The following is an 18124-nucleotide window of genomic DNA, read 5'->3' on the forward strand; positions in this document are numbered from 1 at the left end:
GCAGTGGTACTCCTGACATTGCCGTCAGGGACCGTGCAGCTCGGTCTCCCACGCCTCGAACGGGGGCTCCGCCCGGTAGCCGGGATCACAGCACTGCCGAATCCACTGGGCGACGCGGTACTGGGCGTCGCCGTCGTTGAGCGTCTCCCCGTGTTCGTCGACCTCGAGGACGTTGGCGTAGATCGCGAAGATCATCTCCAGGTCCGAGCCGTACTCCAGCAGGCGGGCGCGGTAGTCGATGCCGTCCAGCAGCTCGACGTCCAGCGTGCCGTTGCCCAGGTAGAACGCGAAGAACCTGAGAGCGGCCCGTACATCTGTCGGTAGGTGTGCCACGCGGTCATCCTCCATCCTCGCCCGGCGAGACTTTCGGTCACCTGCTGTCGTCGGCGTAGCGCGGCAGGCCGTCCGCAGGGACGGCCCACTCCACGGTGGTGACGTCCTCTCCGTAGACGGACTCCTTGCGGGTGGCGTAGGGCGCGCCGGCGGAAGTGGGGGGATGTCGGTGAGACGGCGCCGGAGCCGGTACGGGGGGCGAAGATCGCGTAGACCGACACGTCACCCCAGGCACGATCCACGTCCGCGCCTCCGAGCACACCTACGGCCCCCAGCTCGCCCTCACCCAGACACCGGGACCGCCTTCGTCACCGGCGTACGCGGCTGACACCGGTTGCCCCTCCTCAGGACCCGGCCGGGGTTGGTTCGCGACAGACGATCGGGCCGGCCGGGCTTTCGTGCAGGCAGGCACAAGAAGCCGGAGAGCGTCCGCCGCTTCCTTGACACCTCGGCGGCTTTCTGGCCTCCGTGGGCCTCGGTCATAGTCGGCGTCATGGACCATGACGTGGACGTAGTGGTGGCCGGAGGCGGCCCGGTCGGACTGATGCTGGCCTGCGAACTCCGGCTCGGGGGCGCGCGCGTGGCCGTGCTGGAGCGCCTCACCGAAGTGAATCCGACGATCAAGGGCGGGGCGATCACCACGCCCAGCGCCGTGGCGCTCTACCGCAGGGGCATGCTGCCCGCGCTGGCCGAGGTGCAGCGGCAGGCGATGGACCGCTTCCAGGCATTCGTGAGCGAGCGGAACGGCGGGAACGGAGCCGGGGCAGCTGGCCGAGGGCTGGGGATCGTCGGGCACTTCGCCGGAATCATGCTGCGCGCCGACCTGGTCGACCGAACGGAACCGGGCCTCGGCGATGCCGGACCCGCCGCCGAGATCGCTTTCGTGACGCAGCAGGACATCGAGCGGCTGCTCGGCGGGAGGGCGGACGAGCTCGGCGTCGACGTTCGCCGGGGGGCGGAGCTGACCGGCTTCGACGCGGACGACGGGGCCGTCACCGTGCGGACCAGCCAGGGGGTGGTACGCGCCGGCTGGCTCGTGGGCTGCGACGGCGGCCGCAGTGTGGTCCGCAAGCTCGCGGGGTTTGAATTTCCGGGTACGGACCCGGAGATCACCTGCCACCAGGCGGTCGTGGAGATGACCGGCGCCGAGAATCTGAAGGTCGGCTGGACCGCCACGGACACCGGGGTGTACGCCTACGGGCCGATGCCGGGTCGCGTCGTCACCGTGGAGTTCGACGGCCCGCCGGCCGACCGGGACGCGCCGGTCACCGCCGAGGACCTCCAGACGCGGCTGCGCCGCGTATCCGGCGTGGACGTCACGATCACCGGGGTACGGGCCGCGACCCGCTTCACCGACCACGCCCGCCAGGTCACCGAGTACCGCAAGGGCCGGGTTCTGCTGGCGGGCGACGCGGCGCACGTTCACTCCGCGTTCGGAAGCCAGGGTCTCAGCCTGGGTATCGGGGACGCGATGAACCTCGGCTGGAAGCTCGCCGCGGTGATCGGCGGCCGGGCGCCAGAAGGATTGCTGGACACGTACACCTCCGAGCGGCACCCGGTCGGTGCGTGGGTCCTGGACTGGACCCGGTCCCAGGTCGCGGCCATGCGCCCGGACCCGCGGTCCCGGGCCCTGCGCGAGATCGTCAGCGACCTGGCGGAGACGGTCGTGGGCACCACGTACCTCACCGCGCGGCTCAACGGCGCCGGGGTGCGGTACGAGCTGCCGGGCGAGCACCCGCTGACCGGCCGTAGCACCCCGGACCTCGAACTCAGCGACGGCGGCCGCCTCGCGGACCACCTCCACGGCGGCCGGGCGCTCCTGCTCGACCTCAGCGACGATCCGCAGCTCCGGGCCCTCGTCGCGGGGTATGCCGATCGCGTCGACACCCTGACAGCCGCTTGCCCGTCCCGCCAGGACCTGGCGGCGGTCCTCGTCCGTCCGGACGGCTTCACGGCCTGGGCAGCCGACGTGGGAACGCCGATGTCGACGGCCGGGCTGGCGGAGGCGCTGAAGCAGTGGTTCGGAGCACCGGAGAGTGCGGTCTGGTGACGCCGGACTGATCCGCCTTCCCGCCCCGGCACACCCCGGCGGGAAGGCGGAGGAGGGCGGTTCGCTGACCATCCTCGCGACCGCGCTCGTGGACACGGGTTCACGCGCCGACGGCTACTTCTTCGAGGAGCTGAAGAGCACCGGCAACATGGAGATCCGGCTGGACCGCGAACTGGCCTCCCGCCGCGTCTTCCCGCCTGTGGGCATCGACCGCACCGGCACCCGCCGAGAGGAACTCCTGCTCACACGACAGGAGTTGGCGATCACCAGGGGTCTGCGCCGCGGCCTGCGCTCACACGGGGACGCACCCTTGGAAACCCTGCTGGCGCGACTTCGGCAGACTCCGGACGACGCCACGTTCCTGCGCCGCGTCCAGCCCGCACTGCCCATGGGCCGATCACGGCGGGAGGGGTGACGGCCGACGCCATCACCCCGCCCCGCGTCAGAACTTGATGCTGCCGATCATGCTGGCGACGTTCGTGGTCAGCTCGCTGATCGTGGGTGCGATGGTCGAGGAGGCGAGATAGAAGCCGAGGAGCATGCAGATGGCGGCGTGCCCCCCCTTCAATCCCGACTTCTTGATCAGCAGGAAGACGATGATCGCCAGCAGCACCACCGCCGAAATCGAGAGTGCCACGGCGGCTCACCTCCAATGAATCCCAGGGACACGGGGGGTTCGGACTATGGGGGTCGTGACTCGGTACAGCCCCGGCGGACCGGCCCGAGAGCCAAGTCCACGCGGACGCCGCCAGGTTCATACCCACGCAGCGACATTGATCATAACTATGTGTGCTCGCGCATCGCTCGGCGCACGGCCGCACAAGGGGGCGCATGGCCAATATGGTCGGCCCATGACGACCCAGACAGGCGGCACCGACTCCTTCCCCCGCCGACACGCCCGGACCCAGCGCTTCTCGCTCGGCGCGCCGCGCGCGTTCACCGTGGCCCCCGACGGCTCCCGTGTCGCGTTCCTGCGCTCCGGCTCCGGCACGGACCGCGCCAACTCCCTGTGGGTGCTGGACACCGAGGACGGCACCGAACGCCTCGCCGCCGACCCCCGCGCCCTGCTCGCGGGCGCGGCCGAGGAGCTGTCCCCGGAGGAACGCGCCCGCCGCGAACGCAGCCGCGAGGGCGGCGCCGGCATCGTCGGCTACGCCACCGACGCGGCCGCCGAACTGGCTTCCTTCGCCTTGTCGGGGCGGCTGTTCACGGCCGAGCTGCGCGCCGGCACCGCCCGTGAACTGCCCGTCCCCGGACCGGTGATCGACCCCCGCCCCTCCCCCGACGGCACCCGTGTCGCCTACGTCGCCGGAGGCGAACTGCGCGTCGTGGGGGCCGAGGGGGCCGACGACCGGGCGCTGGCCGTCCCCGAGAGCGACGAAGTGACCTACGGTCTGGCGGAGTTCATCGCCGCCGAGGAGATGCACCGTACGCGGGGCTTCTGGTGGTCCCCCCGGTCGGACCGGCTGCTGGTGGCGCGGGTGGACGACACGCCGGTGCGGCGCTGGTGGATCGCGGACACGTCACACCCGGACCGTGAGCCGCACCACGTGCGCTACCCGGCCGCGGGCACCGCCAACGCCGAGGTGACCCTGCTCGTCATCGGCCTGGACGGCACCCGCAGCGAGGTCCGCTGGGACCGCGAGCGGTACCCCTATCTGGCACGAGTGCACTGGTCGCAGGCGGGTGCGCCGCTTCTCCAGGTGCAGTCGCGGGACCAGCGGAGCCTGCTCGTCCTCGCCCTGGACCCGGACACCGGTGAGACCCGGACGCTGCACACCGCCGAAGATCCAGTATGGCTGGATCTTTTCGCCGGGGTGCCCGCCTGGACCCCCTCCGGCGCACTGGTCCGGATCGCGGACGAGAGCGGCGCGCGCGTTCTCACCGTGGGCGAACGTGTTCTGACCGGACCGGAGCTGCACGTCCGGGCGGTGCTCGACGTGTCGTCGCAGGACGTACTGGTCTCGGCCTCCGCGGGAGAGGCGGCCAAGGACCCGGAGACAGGCGAGATCCACGTGTACCGGGTCGGCGAGGCCGGCGCGCAGCGCGTGTCGCGGGAGCCCGGTGTGCACTCGGCGGTGCGCTCGGGCGGCGTGACCGTCCTGGTCTCCGCGACCCTGGACAGTCCCGGCGCCCGTGTCCAGGTGCTGCGTGACGGAAAAGCGGCGCTCGGTGTCCCCTCGTACGCCGAAGACCCCGGTTTGTCTCCCGGCGTGACCCTGACCGAGGGGGGCGCACGCCGAATTCCGTGCGCCGTGCTTATGCCATCGGACTACCCCGGCGACACTCCCCTGCCCGTCCTGCTCGACCCCTACGGCGGCCCGCACGGCCAGCGGGTCGTCGCCGCCCACAACGCCCATCTGACCTCGCAATGGTTCGCCGACCAGGGCTTCGCGGTGGTCGTCGCGGACGGCCGGGGCACCCCCGGCCGCTCCCCCGAGTGGGAGAAGTCGATCCACCGGGACTTCACGGTCACCCTCGACGACCAGATCGACGCCCTGCGGGACCTCGCCGAGCGCTACCCGCTCGACCTCTCCCGCGTGGCCATCCGGGGCTGGTCGTACGGCGGTTACCTGTCCGCGCTGGCCGTGCTGCGCCGTCCGGACGTCTTCCACGCGGGCATCGTCGGCGCCCCGGTCACCGACTGGCGGCTGTACGACACCCACTACACCGAGCGCTACCTGGGCGACCCCGAGGCGGACCCGGAGAGCTACGCCCGCAGTTCCCTGATCACCGACGAGGGCCTCGCCGGCCCCGCCGAACCGCACCGGCCCATGATGATCATCCACGGTCTCGCCGACGACAACGTGGTGGCCGCGCACACCCTCCGGCTGTCCTCCGCCCTGCTGGCCGCCGGCCGCCCGCACGAGGTGCTCCCGCTGTCCGGCGTCACCCACATGACCCCGCAGGAGCAGGTCGCGGAGAACCTGCTCCTCCTCCAGGTCGACTTCCTCAGGCGCGCCCTCGGCGGATCAGACGGACCGGAACAGCGTTAACGCACAGGCAACTTCATGGAAGCCGCATAGATATACGCACCCGCGAGGCTGATCGCGTACGGCCGTGCGGGTGCCGTGGAACGGGCCGGGGTACGCCATGTCATCCCGGCCCGTTGCCGTGTTCCTCCATGGCACCCGGCACCACTCGCCGCTCCGCCGCGAACAGACACGCCGACGGATGCGCGACCGGCCCCCCGGCCGCCCGGAACTCCTGCGGCACCGCCAGCTCCGGCACCTCCCGCGCGCACCGCTCCTCGGCCTTCCAGCACCGGGTGCGGAACCGGCACCCGGACGGGATCGCGGCCGGGGACGGCACGTCACCGCTCAGGATGATCCGTTCCCGGTGCGCCCGCGCCTCCGGATCGGGCACCGGAACCGCCGAGAGCAGCGCCTGGGTGTACGGATGCGTGGGGTGCTCGTAGATCTGCGCGTCCGTGCCGGTCTCCACGATCCGGCCCAGGTACATCACCGCGACCCGGTCCGAGATGTGCCGCACGATCGACAGGTCGTGCGCGATGAACACGTAACTCAGCCCGAACTCCGCCTGGAGACGCTCCAGCAGGTTGATCACCTGCGCCTGCACCGAGACGTCCAGCGCGGACACCGGCTCGTCCGCGACGATCACCTCCGGGCGCAGTGCCAGCGCCCGCGCGATGCCGATCCGCTGCCGCTGGCCACCGGAGAACTGGTGCGGATAGCGGTTCAGGAACTCCGGGTCGAGCCCCACCACCTCCAGCAGCTCCTGCACCTTGCGCCGCCGTTCGCCCTTCGGCGCGACCTCGGGGTGGATCTCGTACGGCTCCCCGACGATGTCCCCGACCGTCATCCGGGGGTTGAGCGAGGTGTACGGGTCCTGGAACACCATCTGGATGTTCCGGCGCACCTCCTTCAGGCGGCGCCCGGAGACGTCGGTGATGTCCTCGCCCCGGTACCGGATACCGCCCTCGGTGGGGTGCTCCAGATGGCACAGCAGCCTGGCCACGGTGGACTTGCCGCACCCCGACTCGCCCACGATGCCGAGGGTCTCGCCCCGGGCGAGGGCGAAGTCGACGCCGTCGACGGCCCTGACGGCGCCGATCTGCTTGCGCAGCAGGATGCCCCGGGTCAGCGGATAGTGCTTGACCAGGCCGCACGCCTCCAGCACGGGTTCAGCCGCCGAGGCCATCGAGGCACTCCCTCCAGAAGTGGCAGGCGCTCGCCCGGCCCGGCCCGGCCGGGTGCAGCGGGGGCTCGTCCGTGCGGCAGACGTCCCGCGCCATCGCGCAGCGCGGGTGGAAGGCGCAGCCGGCCGGAACGTGCGTGAGGCTGGGCGGCAGACCGCGGATGGCGTACAGCTCCCGGCCCTTGTGGTCGAGGCGGGGGATGGAGTCGAGCAGGCCGCGGGTGTAGGGGTGGGCCGGAGCCTTGTAGACGTCGTGCACGGGCGCCGTCTCCACGATCCGGCCCGCGTACATGACGGCGATCCGGTCGGCCACGTCCGCGACGACGCCGAGGTCGTGGGTGATGAGCACGAGCCCCATGTCGTACTCCCGGCGCAGCTCCGCGAGGAGGTCCATCACCTGGGCCTGCACGGTGACGTCCAGCGCGGTGGTGGGTTCGTCGGCGATGACGAGCGCGGGCTCCAGTGCGATCGCCATGGCGATCATGATCCGCTGGCGCATGCCGCCGGAGAACTGGTGCGGATAGTCCCGCACCCGCTGGGCGGCGCCCGGGATGCGCACCCGGTCCATCAGCTCGACGGCACGCTTGCGGGCGTCCCCCCGGGACGTCCCCCGGTGGACCGTGAACATCTCGCCGAGCTGGTCGCCGACGCTGAGCACGGGGTTGAGGGCGGAGAGCGCGTCCTGGAAGATCATCGCCATTCCGGCGCCCCTGGTCCGCCGCCGCTCCTCCTCCTTCATGGTCAGCAGGTCACGGCCCTGGAACAGGATGCGGCCGCCGGTGATCCGGCCGGGCGGCATGTCGAGGATGCCCATCACGGTCTGCGCGGTCACCGACTTCCCGGACCCGGACTCCCCGAGCACGGCGAGCGTCTCACCCGCCGCTACCTCGTACGACACCCCGTTGACGGCCTTGGCGACGCCGTCGCGGGTGCGGAACTCCACGTGCAGGTCGCGCACTTCGAGCAGCATGGCGCCGTCACCTCAGCTTCGGGTCGAGGGCGTCGCGCACCGCGTCGCCGAGCATGATGAAGGCCAGGACGGTGATGGCCAGCGCCCCGGACGGCCAGAGCAGGGCGTGCGGGGCGTTGCGGATGTAGGGGGAGGCGGCGGAGATGTCGATGCCCCAGGACACGCTCGGCGGCTTCAGGCCGACGCCGAGGTAGGACAGGGTTGCCTCCAGCGAGATGTAGGTGCCGAGCGCGATGGTGGCCACGACGATGACGGGGGCGACGGCGTTGGGCGCGATGTGCCGCAGCAGCAGCCGGGTGGGCGAGGCGCCGAGCGCGCGGGCGGCCTGCACGTAGTCGTTCTGCCGGGCGGTGATGACGGAGCCGCGGGCGATCCGGGAGATCTGCGGCCAGCCGAGCAGCACCATGAACCCGATGACCGGCCAGACGGTGTTGCTGGTGACCACCGACAGCAGTACCAGGCCGCCCAGGACGACCGGGATGGCGAAGAAGACGTCGGTGATCCGGGACAGCACGGCGTCCGGGGCCCCGCCGAAGAACCCCGCGAGACCGCCGAGCACCGACCCGAGCAGCGCCACCCCGAGCGTGGCGCACACGCCCACCGTGACCGACGTACGGGCGCCGTAGACGGTCCGCGTGTAGACGTCGCAGCCCTGGCCGTCGAAGCCGAAGGGGTGGCCGGGCGCCGAGCCGTCCTGGGCCTTGGCGAGGTCGCAGTCGAGGGGGTTGCCGGAGGTGATGGCCGAGGGCCAGATGGAGATGAAGACCAGGAAGAGGATGACGAGCGCGGAGAGCAGGAAGACCGGGTTGCGCCTCAGGTCCCGCCAGGCGTCGGACCACAGCGAACGCGGTCTGCCCTCGGGCCCGCCGCCCGCCGGTCCGCCCGGCACCCGTTCCAGCGTCGCGGCCTCACCGGCCGCGAGGTCCATGGTCCCGCCCATCCCGGTCCCGGCGATGGCCCCCCGCGGCTCGTACGAAGGCTCAGGCATAGCGAATCCTCGGGTCGAGTACCGCGTAGAGCAGGTCCACCAGCAGGTTGGCGACCAGGAAGACCAGGACCAGCACGGTGACGAAGCCGACCACCGTCTGCGTGTTCTGCCGGAGGATGCCCTGGTAGAGCTGGAAGCCGACGCCGTGGATGTTGAAGATCCGCTCGGTGACGATCGCCCCGCCCATCAGCGCCCCGATGTCGGTGCCGATGAAGGTGACGACGGGGATCAGCGAGGTCCGCAGCAGGTGCCGCACGATGACCCGCCGCCGGGGCAGCCCCTTGGCCACGGCGGTGCGGACGTAGTCCGAGCGCCGGTTCTCCGCGATGGAGGTACGGGTCAGCCGGGTGACGTAGGCGAGCGACACCGACGCCAGCACCAGTCCCGGCACGATCAGCTCGCCGAACGGCGCCTCCGGCGAGACCGACGGCTTGATCCATCCCCACTCCACGCCGAGCAGCAGCTGGAGCACCAGACCGGTGACGAAGGTCGGCACGGAGATCACCACGAGGGTGAGCAGCAGTACCCCGGTGTCGACGGGCCGGCCCCGGCTCAGTCCGGTGAGCACGCCGAGGCTGATGCCGACGACGAGTTCGAGGAGGACGGCCACGACGGTGAGCCGGACGGTGACGGGAAAGGAGGCCGCCATCAGCTCGGTGACGGGCTGTCCGTTGAAGGCGGTGCCGAAGTCGCCGGTGAAGACGTTGCCCATGTAGGTCGCGTACTGCTGCCAGAGCGGCTGGTCGAGCCCGAACTCGCTCCGGAGCTGGGCGGCGGTGGCCGCGTCGCACTGCCGCTCCCCGCACAGGCCCGCGATGGGGTCGCCCATCACATTGACCATCAGGAAGATCAGCAGGGTGGCTCCGGCGAACACCGGCACCATCTGGAGCAGCCGCCGGACGACGTAGCGTCCCATGCGCTCAGCTCACCTTGATCTCGTTGTACACCGGCACGCTGAACGGGTTGAGCCGGACGCCGGTGAGCCGCTGGGAGTAGCCGGCGTTGCCGTTCTGGTACCAGAGCGGGATGGCGGCCATGTTGTCCCGGACGACCTCCTCGGCCTGCTGGAAGGTGGCGACCGACTTGGCCGGGTCGGTCTCGGCGTTGGCCCGGTCCACCAGCTCGTCGAACTCGGAGTTGGACCACTGGCCGTCGTTGGAGGAGGCGCCGGTGAAGTAGAGGGGCTGGAGGAAGTTCTGGATGAGGGGGTAGTCCATCTGCCAGCCCGCCCGGAAGGGGCCGCTCATCTTGTGCTGCGCCATCTGGTTGCGGAAGTCGGCGAAGGTGCCGACCGGGTTGCCGACGCAGGCGTTGTCGTCGCCGAGGGCGTGGTTGATGGAGTTGCAGACCGCGTCGATCCACTCCCGGTGCGAGCCGGTGTCAGCGTTGTAGGTGAGCCGCAGGGAGCCGCCGGGGATGCCGCCGCCCTGCCGCACCAGCCGCCGGGCGGCCGCCGGGTCGTAGGTGCACGCGCGTCCGCACAGGCCCGCCTTGTAGCCGCCGTCGGTGCCGAGTACGGGCGAGGTCCAGTCGGTGGCGGGGGTACGGGTGTGCTCGAAGATCGTCTTGGTGATCTGGTCCCGGTTGATGGCCATGGAGAGTCCGGTGCGGACCCTCTCCGTGCCGGGCCGGTTCCAGCGCTCGTCGTAGTACGGGAAGGCGAGGGTCTGGAGGATGCCGGCCGGGGTGTTGATGTACCGCTCGCCCAGGTCGGTCCTGACGTTCTTGAGCTGGGCGGCCGGGATGTCGTCGGCGAGGTCGAGGTTGCCGGCCATCAGGTCGGTGTAGGCGGTGTTGCTGTCGGTGTAGACCTTGAGGATCACCCCGTCGTTGAGCGCCTTGTCCGCGCCGGGGTAGCCGTTCCACTTCCGCAGGGTCATCTGGGAGCCCCTGGTGTAGGACTCGACGGTGTACGGGCCGTTGCCGACCGGGGTCTTCAGCCAGGCGGCGTGGTCGGTGAAGAAGACGCGGGGCAGTGGGGCGAAGGCGGCGTAGCCGAGGGTGTCGGGGAAGCCGGAGAACTTCTGGTTGAGGGTGACGGTGAAGGTGCGGTCGTCGACCACTTCGAGCCCGGAGAGGGTGTCCGCGCGCTGGCTCCCCATCTCGGGGTGGACCTTGTCGTAGCCCTCGATGTAGCCGAAGAAGTACGCGTTCTTCTGCTTGTTCCTCAGGCTCGCGCCGTAGTTCCAGGCGTCGGTGAAGGAGCGGGCGGTGACCTTCTCTCCGTTGGAGAAGGTCCAGCCGTCCCTGAGCTTCACGGTGTAGTGCCGGGAGTCGGTGGTCTCGATCGACCGGGCCAGCATGTTCCGGGCCTCGCCGGTGCGCGGGTCGTACCGCTTCAGGCCCCGGAAGACCATGTCGAGCACCTTGCCGCCCTGCACCTCGTTGGTGTTGGACGGCTCCAGCGGGTTCTGCGGGTCGCCCCAGGAGGAGGTGAGCATCCCGCCGTCCGCCGCCCCGCTCGCCCCACCGCCGCAGCCGGTGGCCGCGAGCATCACCGCGGCGGCGCCGGCCAGCCATCGGGCGTGCGTGAATCCGCGCATGACCACCTCTGCCGTCGTTTTCCAGCACGCTGTTCCTGCTCCCAAATATCGGCGGGAACGCCACTCGGCGCATGCACACGGACCCGTATGCGGCGTTCCTCAACCCTTTCGGCGGATCCAGGACCGGCAGAAAGCGAAGTCTCCCCATCCGCACAACTGCGGCAACCTCAAGAAGTACTCAAATTCATTTACTGGAAGGCGAGTCGGGTCCACTATTTGACGCGTACCGAACAACCGGGCGACGACCAGCGCCCTTGGGTCTTCACGGGGAAGGCATTTCATGAGACGTGCCCTGAGCACAGTCCTGTCCACCGCGCTCCTGAGCGGCGGCGCGGTAGCGGTCTCCGCGTCGCCCGCCGCCGCGGGAGTCGTCTGCAGCAGCTCGCCGATCTACACGATCTCGGACAAGCACACGGTCTGGAAGTCGACCAACGTCCACAGCGACTGGGCGAGGGCGGGCGTGACCATCAGCTACGCGAAGAACAAGACCGGCAGCTGGACCGCGACGGGCACCGCCCAGCTGGGCACCGAGGCGGGGGTCATCTTCGCCAAGGCTTCGACCTCGTTCAGCGTCTCGGTCGGAAAGACCTGGTCCAAGTCCGACACGTGGACCTACTCCGCCACGGTCAAGAAGCAGCGTGGAAAGTCCAAGGGCCGCCTGATGATGAGCCACGAGGCCAAGGGGTTCAGCGTCACCAAGTACCGGCTGGTGCCCAACGGCCGGCAGCAGTGCGTGAAGAGCAAGGTCTGGAAGAAGACCGGCATCGTGGCGCCGGCCAAGCGCAACAACAACCTCTGGGGCATCCAGTACGGATGATCCTGATGCCGCGCTGTGCGCCCACCGGATCGCCCGGTGGGCGCACAGCCGTTCGCGCACCCTCTCACCAGGTGATCCATGCCGGTCGCGACCACTCGTCAGGCCCTCACCAGGACCGCTTCACCGGACTAGACCAATAGTCGGCGCCGCGTCGATGACGGCCCGTCTTTCCCCAGGCCACGACGGCTCTTCGGCCCGTTGACGCGTGCAGATCAGCGCTGATAGACAGGCTCATCCATCGCGGCCGCCACCCCCGTGGCGGCCCCGATCGCCAGTCCGACAGGCGCTGTTCGTACGAGTGATGACATGAGGTCACGAGCTATGAGCCCACACGACCAGCAAGGAGTGGAGCAGACGGCGCCGAGACGCCCGTGGTCCCCTGTCCGCCGGCTCGTAACCGCCGGGACGGCCGCCATGGCGCTCACCGCCGGCCTCACCACTCCGTTCGGCCCGGCGCCGCAGCGAGCGGAGGCCGCTCCCGCCGACAAGGTCCTCACCGTCGCCGTCGCACAGAGCGTGGACTCGCTCAGCCCCTTCCTGGCGGTCCGCCTGGTCAGCACCAGCCTCCTGCGGCTGACCTACGAGTACCTGACGGACTACGCCCCCGAGGACGCCCGACCGGTCCCCGGATTGGCCACGAGCTGGAAACCGTCCACCGACAAGCTCACCTGGACGTACACCATCCGCTCCGGCACGAAGTGGTCGGACGGGCACCGGGTGACCGCCGAGGACGCGGCGTGGACCTTCAACAAGCTCATGACGGACGAGGCGGCCGCCACGGCGAACGGCAGTTTCGTCACCAACTTCCGCGAGGTTTCCGCGCCGAGCCCCACCAAGCTGGTCATCGAGCTGAAGAAGCCGCAAGCCACGATGGCCGCACTGGACGTACCCATAGTGCCCAAGCACGTATGGGAGAAGGTCAAGGATTATTCCAAATTCAATAACGACAAGAGCTTCCCCGTCGTCGGCAACGGACCGTTCGTACTCGCCGACTACAAAGCCGACAGCTACGTACGGCTGAAGGCGAACAAAAGCTTCTGGCGGGGAGCGCCGAAGTTCGACGAACTGGTCTTCAAGTACTACAAGGACCAGGACGCGGCGGTGGCCGCGCTGCGCAAGGGCGAGGTGTCCTTCGTGGCGGGCTCACCCTCCCTCACCCCCGCCCAGGCGGCCTCCCTCAAGGGCGAGAAGAACATCCGGGTCAATGACGCCCCTGGCCGCCGCTTCTACGCACTGGCCGTCAATCCCGGCGCCCGGTCGAAGAGCGGGCAGAGGTTCGGCGACGGCGATCCGTCCCTGCTGGACGAGCGGGTGCGCCACGCCCTGTTCAGCGCGGTCGACCGCAAGACCATCGTCGAAAGAGTCTTCCAGGGGCACGCGGTCCAGGGCCAGGGCTACATACCGCCCCGCTTCTCGAGCTACTTCTGGAAGCCCGCCGCCGGCCAGGAACTCGCCTACGACCCCGCCGAGGCGGCCCGGCTCCTCGATCAGGCGGGGTACCGGGCCAACGGTGCCGGCAAGCGGCTGGGGAAGGACGGCAAGCCGCTCACCTACCGCGTCCTGTGCCATGCCACCGACCCCAACGACAAGGCGGTCGGGCAGTACCTCAAGGAGTGGTGGGGCAAGCTCGGCATCGGCATGACGCTCGACTGCCTGGACAACGTCACCGACCCCTGGCTCGCCGGGAAGTACGATCTCGCGTTCGACGGCTGGTCGGTCAACCCGGATCCGGACTACGTGCTGTCGATCCACACCTGCGGTGCGCTCCCCGCCACTCCCAAGGACACCGGCGCGACAGACAACTTCATCTGCGACAAGGGTTTCGACGGCCTGTACGCCAAGCAGCTCGCCGAGTACGACCCCGCACGGCGGGCGGCACTCGTGAAGCAGGCCGAGTCGCGGCTGTACGACCTGGGCTACATGAACGTCATGGCCTATCCGAACGCTGTCGAGGCCTACCGCACCGACCGGATCAAGTCGATCGAGACGATGCCCGAGGCGGCGGGCAACATCTACGGCCAGGACGGCTACTGGAGCTGGTGGTCGGCGGTCCCCGCACAGTCCGGCTCGTCGGAGGACCAGGACTCGACCGGTGTGATCGTCGGCGTGGTCGCCGGCGTCCTGGTCCTCGCGGGTGCCGGCTTCTTCCTCGCCCGGCGGCGCCGTACCACCGCCGACGACCGCGAGTAGCCCATGAACCGGACCATCCTGTCCGCCGGCCCGTGGGCGGCGCGTCATGACAGCTGACACCGAGCCGGCACCGGCCGGCACCGCGGTCCCGGTCACCACCGGTACCGCGGCCCTCAGGCCGAGGCCCCGCGCAGGGGCCGGCTATGCGCGGTACGGGGCCGGCAAGCTGGGTGGCGCGATCGTCTCCCTGCTCGCCGTCCTCGTCACCGGCTTCTTCCTCTTCCGCCTGATCCCCGGCGACCCGGTCAAGACCATGACCGGCGGCCGGCCCGTCTCGGCGGAACAACTCGCCTCCTACCGGCAACAGTTCGGCCTCGACCTACCGCTGTGGCAACAGTTCACGGACTACTGCGGCAAGGCACTCACCGGCGATCTCGGTACGTCCTACCAGTTCCGCACACCGGTCATCGACAAGATCACCGAAGCCCTGCCGAACACCCTGCTGCTGACGGGTACGGCCTTCGTGCTCTACACGGCGCTCGGGATGTACCTGGGTACGCGCTCGGCGTGGCGGCACGGCAGCCCGGGTGACCGGGTGAACACGGGCCTGGCCCTGACCCTGTACTCCCTCCCGTCCTTCTGGCTCGGCCTGCTGCTGATCATCGTGTTCTCCGTGGGACTGGGCCCCGTGCCAGGTCTGTTCCCCACCGGCGGCATGGAGGCCGGTGGCACGGACGGCTTCGCGCACGGTCTCGACGTCGCGCACCATCTCGTTCTTCCGGTGATCACGCTTGTCGCGGTCGAGTACGGCCAGACCCTGCTGGTCACCCGCTCCGCCCTGCTGGACGAGATGGGCAGCGACTACCTGACGACCGCACGCGCGAAGGGGCTGCGGGACGATCTGGTGCGCCGTCGGCACGCCGTGCCGAACGCACTGCTGCCGACCGTCACCCTCGTCTTCGTGAACCTCGGCCGGACCGTCGCCGGAGTGATCCTCGTCGAGACCGTGTTCTCCTGGCCGGGCCTCGGCGGACTGTTCTACCAGGCCCTGAGCGTCCCCGACCTGCCGCTGGTGCAGGGCCTGTTCCTCTTCTTCGCCTCGGCGGTCATCGTCATGAACACACTGGCCGATCTGGTCTACCCCTTGTTCGACCCCCGGGTGGGCCGATGAGCACCCCGGTCGCGCGGTCCGGCCCCAGGGCGCTCGCCCGGCAGCGGCGGTGGCGTTCCGCGAACCGGTTCTGGCGGCGGTACCGCGCCCATCGTGCCGGTGTCACCGGACTGGCCGCACTCGTCCTGCTCGCGGTGACCGCGCTGGCGGCGCCGCTGATCGTCGGGTCGGACGTCTCCAGCGTCACCGACGCCCCGGGCGCCCCGCTGGAGGCGCCCAGCGGCCACTTCCCTCTGGGCACCGACCGGTTCGGGCGGAACCTGCTGGCCCTGGTGATCTGGGGCGCGCGGGTGTCACTGCTCGTCGGGCTCCTCGCTGCCGTGCTGTCGGTGGCGATCGGCGCGGTGGTCGGCATCACCGCCGGTCACTTCCGTGGCGCGTACGCGACTGTGCTGATGCGTGTCACGGACTGGTTCCTGGTGATGCCGACCCTGGTACTCGCCATCGCGCTGGCCACCGTCATGTCCCGTTCCCTCGGGACGGTGATCCTCGCCATCGGCGTCACCTCCTGGCCGACGACCGCCCGGCTCGTGAGGGCCCAGACGCTGGCCGTGGAGTCACGCCCCTACATAGAGCGGGCCAAGGCGCTGGGGGGCGGCCACTGGCACGTCATGACCCGCCACGTGCTGCCCAACGTGATGCCCCTCGTCCTGGCGCAGACCACGCTGATGGTCTCGTCCTCCATCCTCTCCGAGGCGACCCTTGCGTTCCTCGGCCTCGGCGACCCCACCGTCGTCTCGTGGGGCGGGCTGCTCCAGGACGCGCGCGAGGCGGGCGCGGTGAGCGCGGGCGACTGGTGGTACCTGGTGCCACCCGGCGTGGCGATCGCCCTGGTCGCCCTCTCGTTCACGCTGTGCGGACGTGCCGTGGAATCCGTGCTCAACCCCAGGCTGGGGGCTTCCCATTGACCCTTCTCGACGTACGCGACCTCACGGTCACCTACCCCGGCGGAGCCGCCGCCGTACGCGGGGTCGACCTCTCGGTGGCGGCCGGCCAGAAGCTCGGAATCGCCGGTGAGTCGGGCTGCGGCAAGTCGACGCTGGCGCTCGCCGTGCTGCGGCTGCTACCCGTCGGGACACGGGTGAGCGGAGAGATCCTCCTCGACGGGGAGGACGTGCTGACGATGCGCTGGGGCCGGGTCCGCGCCGTCCGCTGGGCCGGAGCCTCGATCGTCTTTCAGGGCGCGATGCACGCTCTCAACCCCGTACAGCGTGTCGGAGAGCAGATCGCCGAGCCGGTCGTGCTGCACGGCCGGGCGACGGCCGCGGCGGCCGGGAAGAGGGCCGGCGAGCTCCTGGAACAGGTCGGGTTGCCGGCCGCGCGGGCATCGGCGTACCCGCATGAACTCTCGGGCGGACAGCGGCAACGCGTCATGATCGCCATGGCACTGGCATGCGACCCGCAGTTGGTCATCGCCGACGAGCCCACCACCGCACTGGACGTGATGGTTCAGGCGCAGATCCTGGGGCTGATCGAACGACTCGTCACCGACCAGGACGTCGCGCTGATGATGATCAGTCACGACCTGGCGGTACTCGCGGAAACCTGCGACCGGCTGGCGGTGATGTACGCCGGGCGGGTCGTGGAGGAGGGTCCGGCCCGCTCGGTGCACGAGGACGCCAGGCACCCCTACGCCAAGGCCCTGTCGACGGCGTTCCCGCGCATCGGGGACCCGGCCTCCCGCTTCGCCCCCCAGGGTCTGCCCGGCGACCCGCCCGACCCGTTCGCCCTGCCCGCCGGCTGCGCGTTCCACGCGCGCTGCGCCGTCGCGCTGGACGACTGCGCCACCCGGGATCAGCCGCTGCGCGCCCTGTCCCACGGGCGACGGGCCGCCTGCGTTCACGTGGCGGCGGCCGCCCCCGGCCAAGCGGCCGGGGCCGAGGACACGAGGAGCACCACATGACGACGCCCGCTCCGGCGCTGCTGAGCGCACGAGGACTGCACGTGTCCTTTCCCGGGCGCAACGGTGACCCGGTGGCGCGAGCGGTGGACGGGGTCGAGCTCGACATCCGCACCGGGGAGACGGTCGCGCTGGTCGGTGAGTCCGGGTGCGGCAAGACGACGCTGGCCCGGTCGCTGCTGGGTCTGGTCCGGCCGACTTCGGGCAGCATACGGTTCGACGGCAGACAGCTCGGCCATTCCTCCCGTGCCCTGAAGGCGTACCGGCGCCGGGTGCAGCTCGTGCTCCAGGACCCCAGCGGTTCGCTGAACCCGCGGCACACCGTCTACGACGCGGTGGCCGAGGGCCTGCGCATCCACGGCGGTACCGGCGACGAGGGGGCCGCGGTCGCCGCCGCTCTGTCCCGTGCGGGACTGCGACCACCCGAGCGCTTCTTCCTCCGGTACCCGCACGAGCTCTCCGGTGGGCAGCGCCAGCGCGTGGTGATCGCCGGGGCGCTCGTCCTGGAGCCCGAACTCCTGGTGGCCGACGAGCCGGTGGCCTCGCTGGACGCCTCGGTACGCGGTGAGATCCTGGCGCTGCTGCTGAGACTGCGCGACGAACTGGGGCTGGCCTCCCTGATCGTGACCCATGACCTCGGTCTGGCATGGAACATCGCCGACCGGGTGGCGGTGATGTACCTCGGCCGGATCGTGGAGACGGGCCCGGTCGAGGAGGTGCTGACCGCCCCCCGGCATCCGTACACCCAGGCACTGCTGTCCGTCCTGCCGGACGCCCCCGGCGACCCGGTGATCCTCACCGGCGAACCCCCGGACCCCTCCCGCATGCCCACCGGCTGCCGCTTCCGCGCACGCTGCCCGGTCCTGGCGAGCGGCGAGGCGGACCGGGCGGGGGTCGCGGACGCCTGCCGCGCCGAGGACCCGGCCGTCCTCGGCGCGGGCCCGGAACCCGAGGTGGCCTGCCACTGGGCCCGCTCCCGGGTGCCCGGCTGACGGCCGGCGGGGGGCGGTCGGGGGATCCGGCGAGGTGGCCGCGGGCGGTGTCGTGAAAAGACGGTTCCCGGC

At 70.5% G+C, this 18124-nt stretch carries 15 protein-coding genes and 1 pseudogene; 9 read left to right on the forward strand and 7 right to left on the reverse strand.

Annotated elements, in window-relative coordinates:
- Positions 1-24: 24 nt before the first annotated feature.
- Entirely contained in the window at positions 25-333 is a 309-nt protein-coding gene (locus ACWCV3_RS21890) for a DUF7677 family protein (RefSeq protein WP_451226627.1), read from the reverse strand.
- 493 nt (positions 334-826) lie between these two features.
- On the opposite strand from ACWCV3_RS21890, the gene ACWCV3_RS21895 reads away from it, so the two are divergent.
- On the forward strand, positions 827-2383 hold the full coding sequence (locus tag ACWCV3_RS21895; protein ID WP_451226630.1) for an FAD-dependent monooxygenase: 1557 nt from the start codon (positions 827-829) through the stop codon (positions 2381-2383).
- A 46-nt stretch (positions 2384-2429) separates the two neighbouring features.
- Positions 2430-2798: pseudogene (locus tag ACWCV3_RS21900) on the forward strand (transcription termination factor Rho); the annotation flags it as partial.
- Positions 2799-2825: 27 nt separating this feature from the next.
- Here the strand turns inward: ACWCV3_RS21900 and ACWCV3_RS21905 are convergent.
- Positions 2826-3020, reverse strand: coding sequence for a hypothetical protein (locus ACWCV3_RS21905; RefSeq protein WP_018544306.1), 195 nt, complete (start codon positions 3018-3020; stop codon positions 2826-2828).
- A gap of 214 nt (positions 3021-3234) precedes the next feature.
- On the opposite strand from ACWCV3_RS21905, the gene ACWCV3_RS21910 reads away from it, so the two are divergent.
- Positions 3235-5379 carry a prolyl oligopeptidase family serine peptidase gene (locus ACWCV3_RS21910; protein ID WP_451226633.1) on the forward strand — a complete coding sequence of 715 codons (2145 nt, stop codon included), beginning with the start codon at positions 3235-3237 and terminating at the stop codon, positions 5377-5379.
- 100 nt (positions 5380-5479) lie between these two features.
- On the opposite strand, the gene ACWCV3_RS21915 is transcribed toward ACWCV3_RS21910, so the two are convergent.
- Genes ACWCV3_RS21915 through ACWCV3_RS21935 form a run of 5 tightly spaced genes read right to left on the reverse strand, consistent with a single transcriptional unit; the run spans position 5480 to position 11042 of the window.
- Positions 5480-6544, reverse strand: a complete 1065-nt coding sequence (locus ACWCV3_RS21915) for an ABC transporter ATP-binding protein (RefSeq protein ID WP_451226636.1) — start codon at positions 6542-6544, stop codon at positions 5480-5482.
- Positions 6528-7511 (reverse strand): ABC transporter ATP-binding protein, encoded by a 984-nt coding sequence (locus tag ACWCV3_RS21920; protein WP_451226639.1) that lies wholly within the window; start codon positions 7509-7511, stop codon positions 6528-6530. The genes ACWCV3_RS21915 and ACWCV3_RS21920 overlap by 17 nt, the downstream gene beginning before the upstream one ends.
- Positions 7512-7518: 7 nt before the next feature.
- Positions 7519-8499: an ABC transporter permease gene (locus tag ACWCV3_RS21925; protein ID WP_451226642.1), complete on the reverse strand. Its 981-nt coding sequence runs from the start codon at positions 8497-8499 to the stop codon at positions 7519-7521.
- Positions 8492-9415 carry an ABC transporter permease gene (locus ACWCV3_RS21930; protein ID WP_451226644.1) on the reverse strand — a complete coding sequence of 308 codons (924 nt, stop codon included), beginning with the start codon at positions 9413-9415 and terminating at the stop codon, positions 8492-8494. Before ACWCV3_RS21930 ends, ACWCV3_RS21925 begins: the two co-directional genes overlap by 8 nt.
- A 4-nt stretch (positions 9416-9419) precedes the next feature.
- Entirely contained in the window at positions 9420-11042 is a 1623-nt protein-coding gene (locus ACWCV3_RS21935) for a peptide ABC transporter substrate-binding protein (protein ID WP_451226647.1), read from the reverse strand.
- Between the two features lie 280 nt (positions 11043-11322).
- Between ACWCV3_RS21935 and ACWCV3_RS21940 the strand changes: the two genes are divergently transcribed.
- From ACWCV3_RS21940 to ACWCV3_RS21965, 6 genes are all read left to right on the forward strand, one after another.
- Complete coding sequence (locus ACWCV3_RS21940; RefSeq protein ID WP_451226650.1) at positions 11323-11859, forward strand: hypothetical protein; 537 nt, start codon at positions 11323-11325, stop codon at positions 11857-11859.
- A 414-nt stretch (positions 11860-12273) separates the two neighbouring features.
- The gene (locus tag ACWCV3_RS21945) at positions 12274-14049 is read left to right on the forward strand and encodes an ABC transporter substrate-binding protein (RefSeq protein ID WP_451226653.1); all 1776 of its coding nucleotides are present in this window, start codon (positions 12274-12276) and stop codon (positions 14047-14049) included.
- A 46-nt stretch (positions 14050-14095) separates the two neighbouring features.
- On the forward strand, positions 14096-15160 hold the full coding sequence (locus ACWCV3_RS21950) for an ABC transporter permease (RefSeq protein WP_451226656.1): 1065 nt from the start codon (positions 14096-14098) through the stop codon (positions 15158-15160).
- Positions 15157-16068, forward strand: coding sequence for an ABC transporter permease (locus tag ACWCV3_RS21955; protein WP_451226659.1), 912 nt, complete (start codon positions 15157-15159; stop codon positions 16066-16068). The genes ACWCV3_RS21950 and ACWCV3_RS21955 overlap by 4 nt, the downstream gene beginning before the upstream one ends.
- Complete coding sequence (locus ACWCV3_RS21960) at positions 16065-17063, forward strand: ABC transporter ATP-binding protein (RefSeq protein WP_451226662.1); 999 nt, start codon at positions 16065-16067, stop codon at positions 17061-17063. The genes ACWCV3_RS21955 and ACWCV3_RS21960 overlap by 4 nt, the downstream gene beginning before the upstream one ends.
- Positions 17060-18052 (forward strand): ABC transporter ATP-binding protein, encoded by a 993-nt coding sequence (locus ACWCV3_RS21965; protein WP_451226665.1) that lies wholly within the window; start codon positions 17060-17062, stop codon positions 18050-18052. Before ACWCV3_RS21960 ends, ACWCV3_RS21965 begins: the two co-directional genes overlap by 4 nt.
- Positions 18053-18124 lie beyond the last annotated feature (72 nt).

Source organism: Streptomyces sp. NPDC001781 (assembly GCF_053596035.1).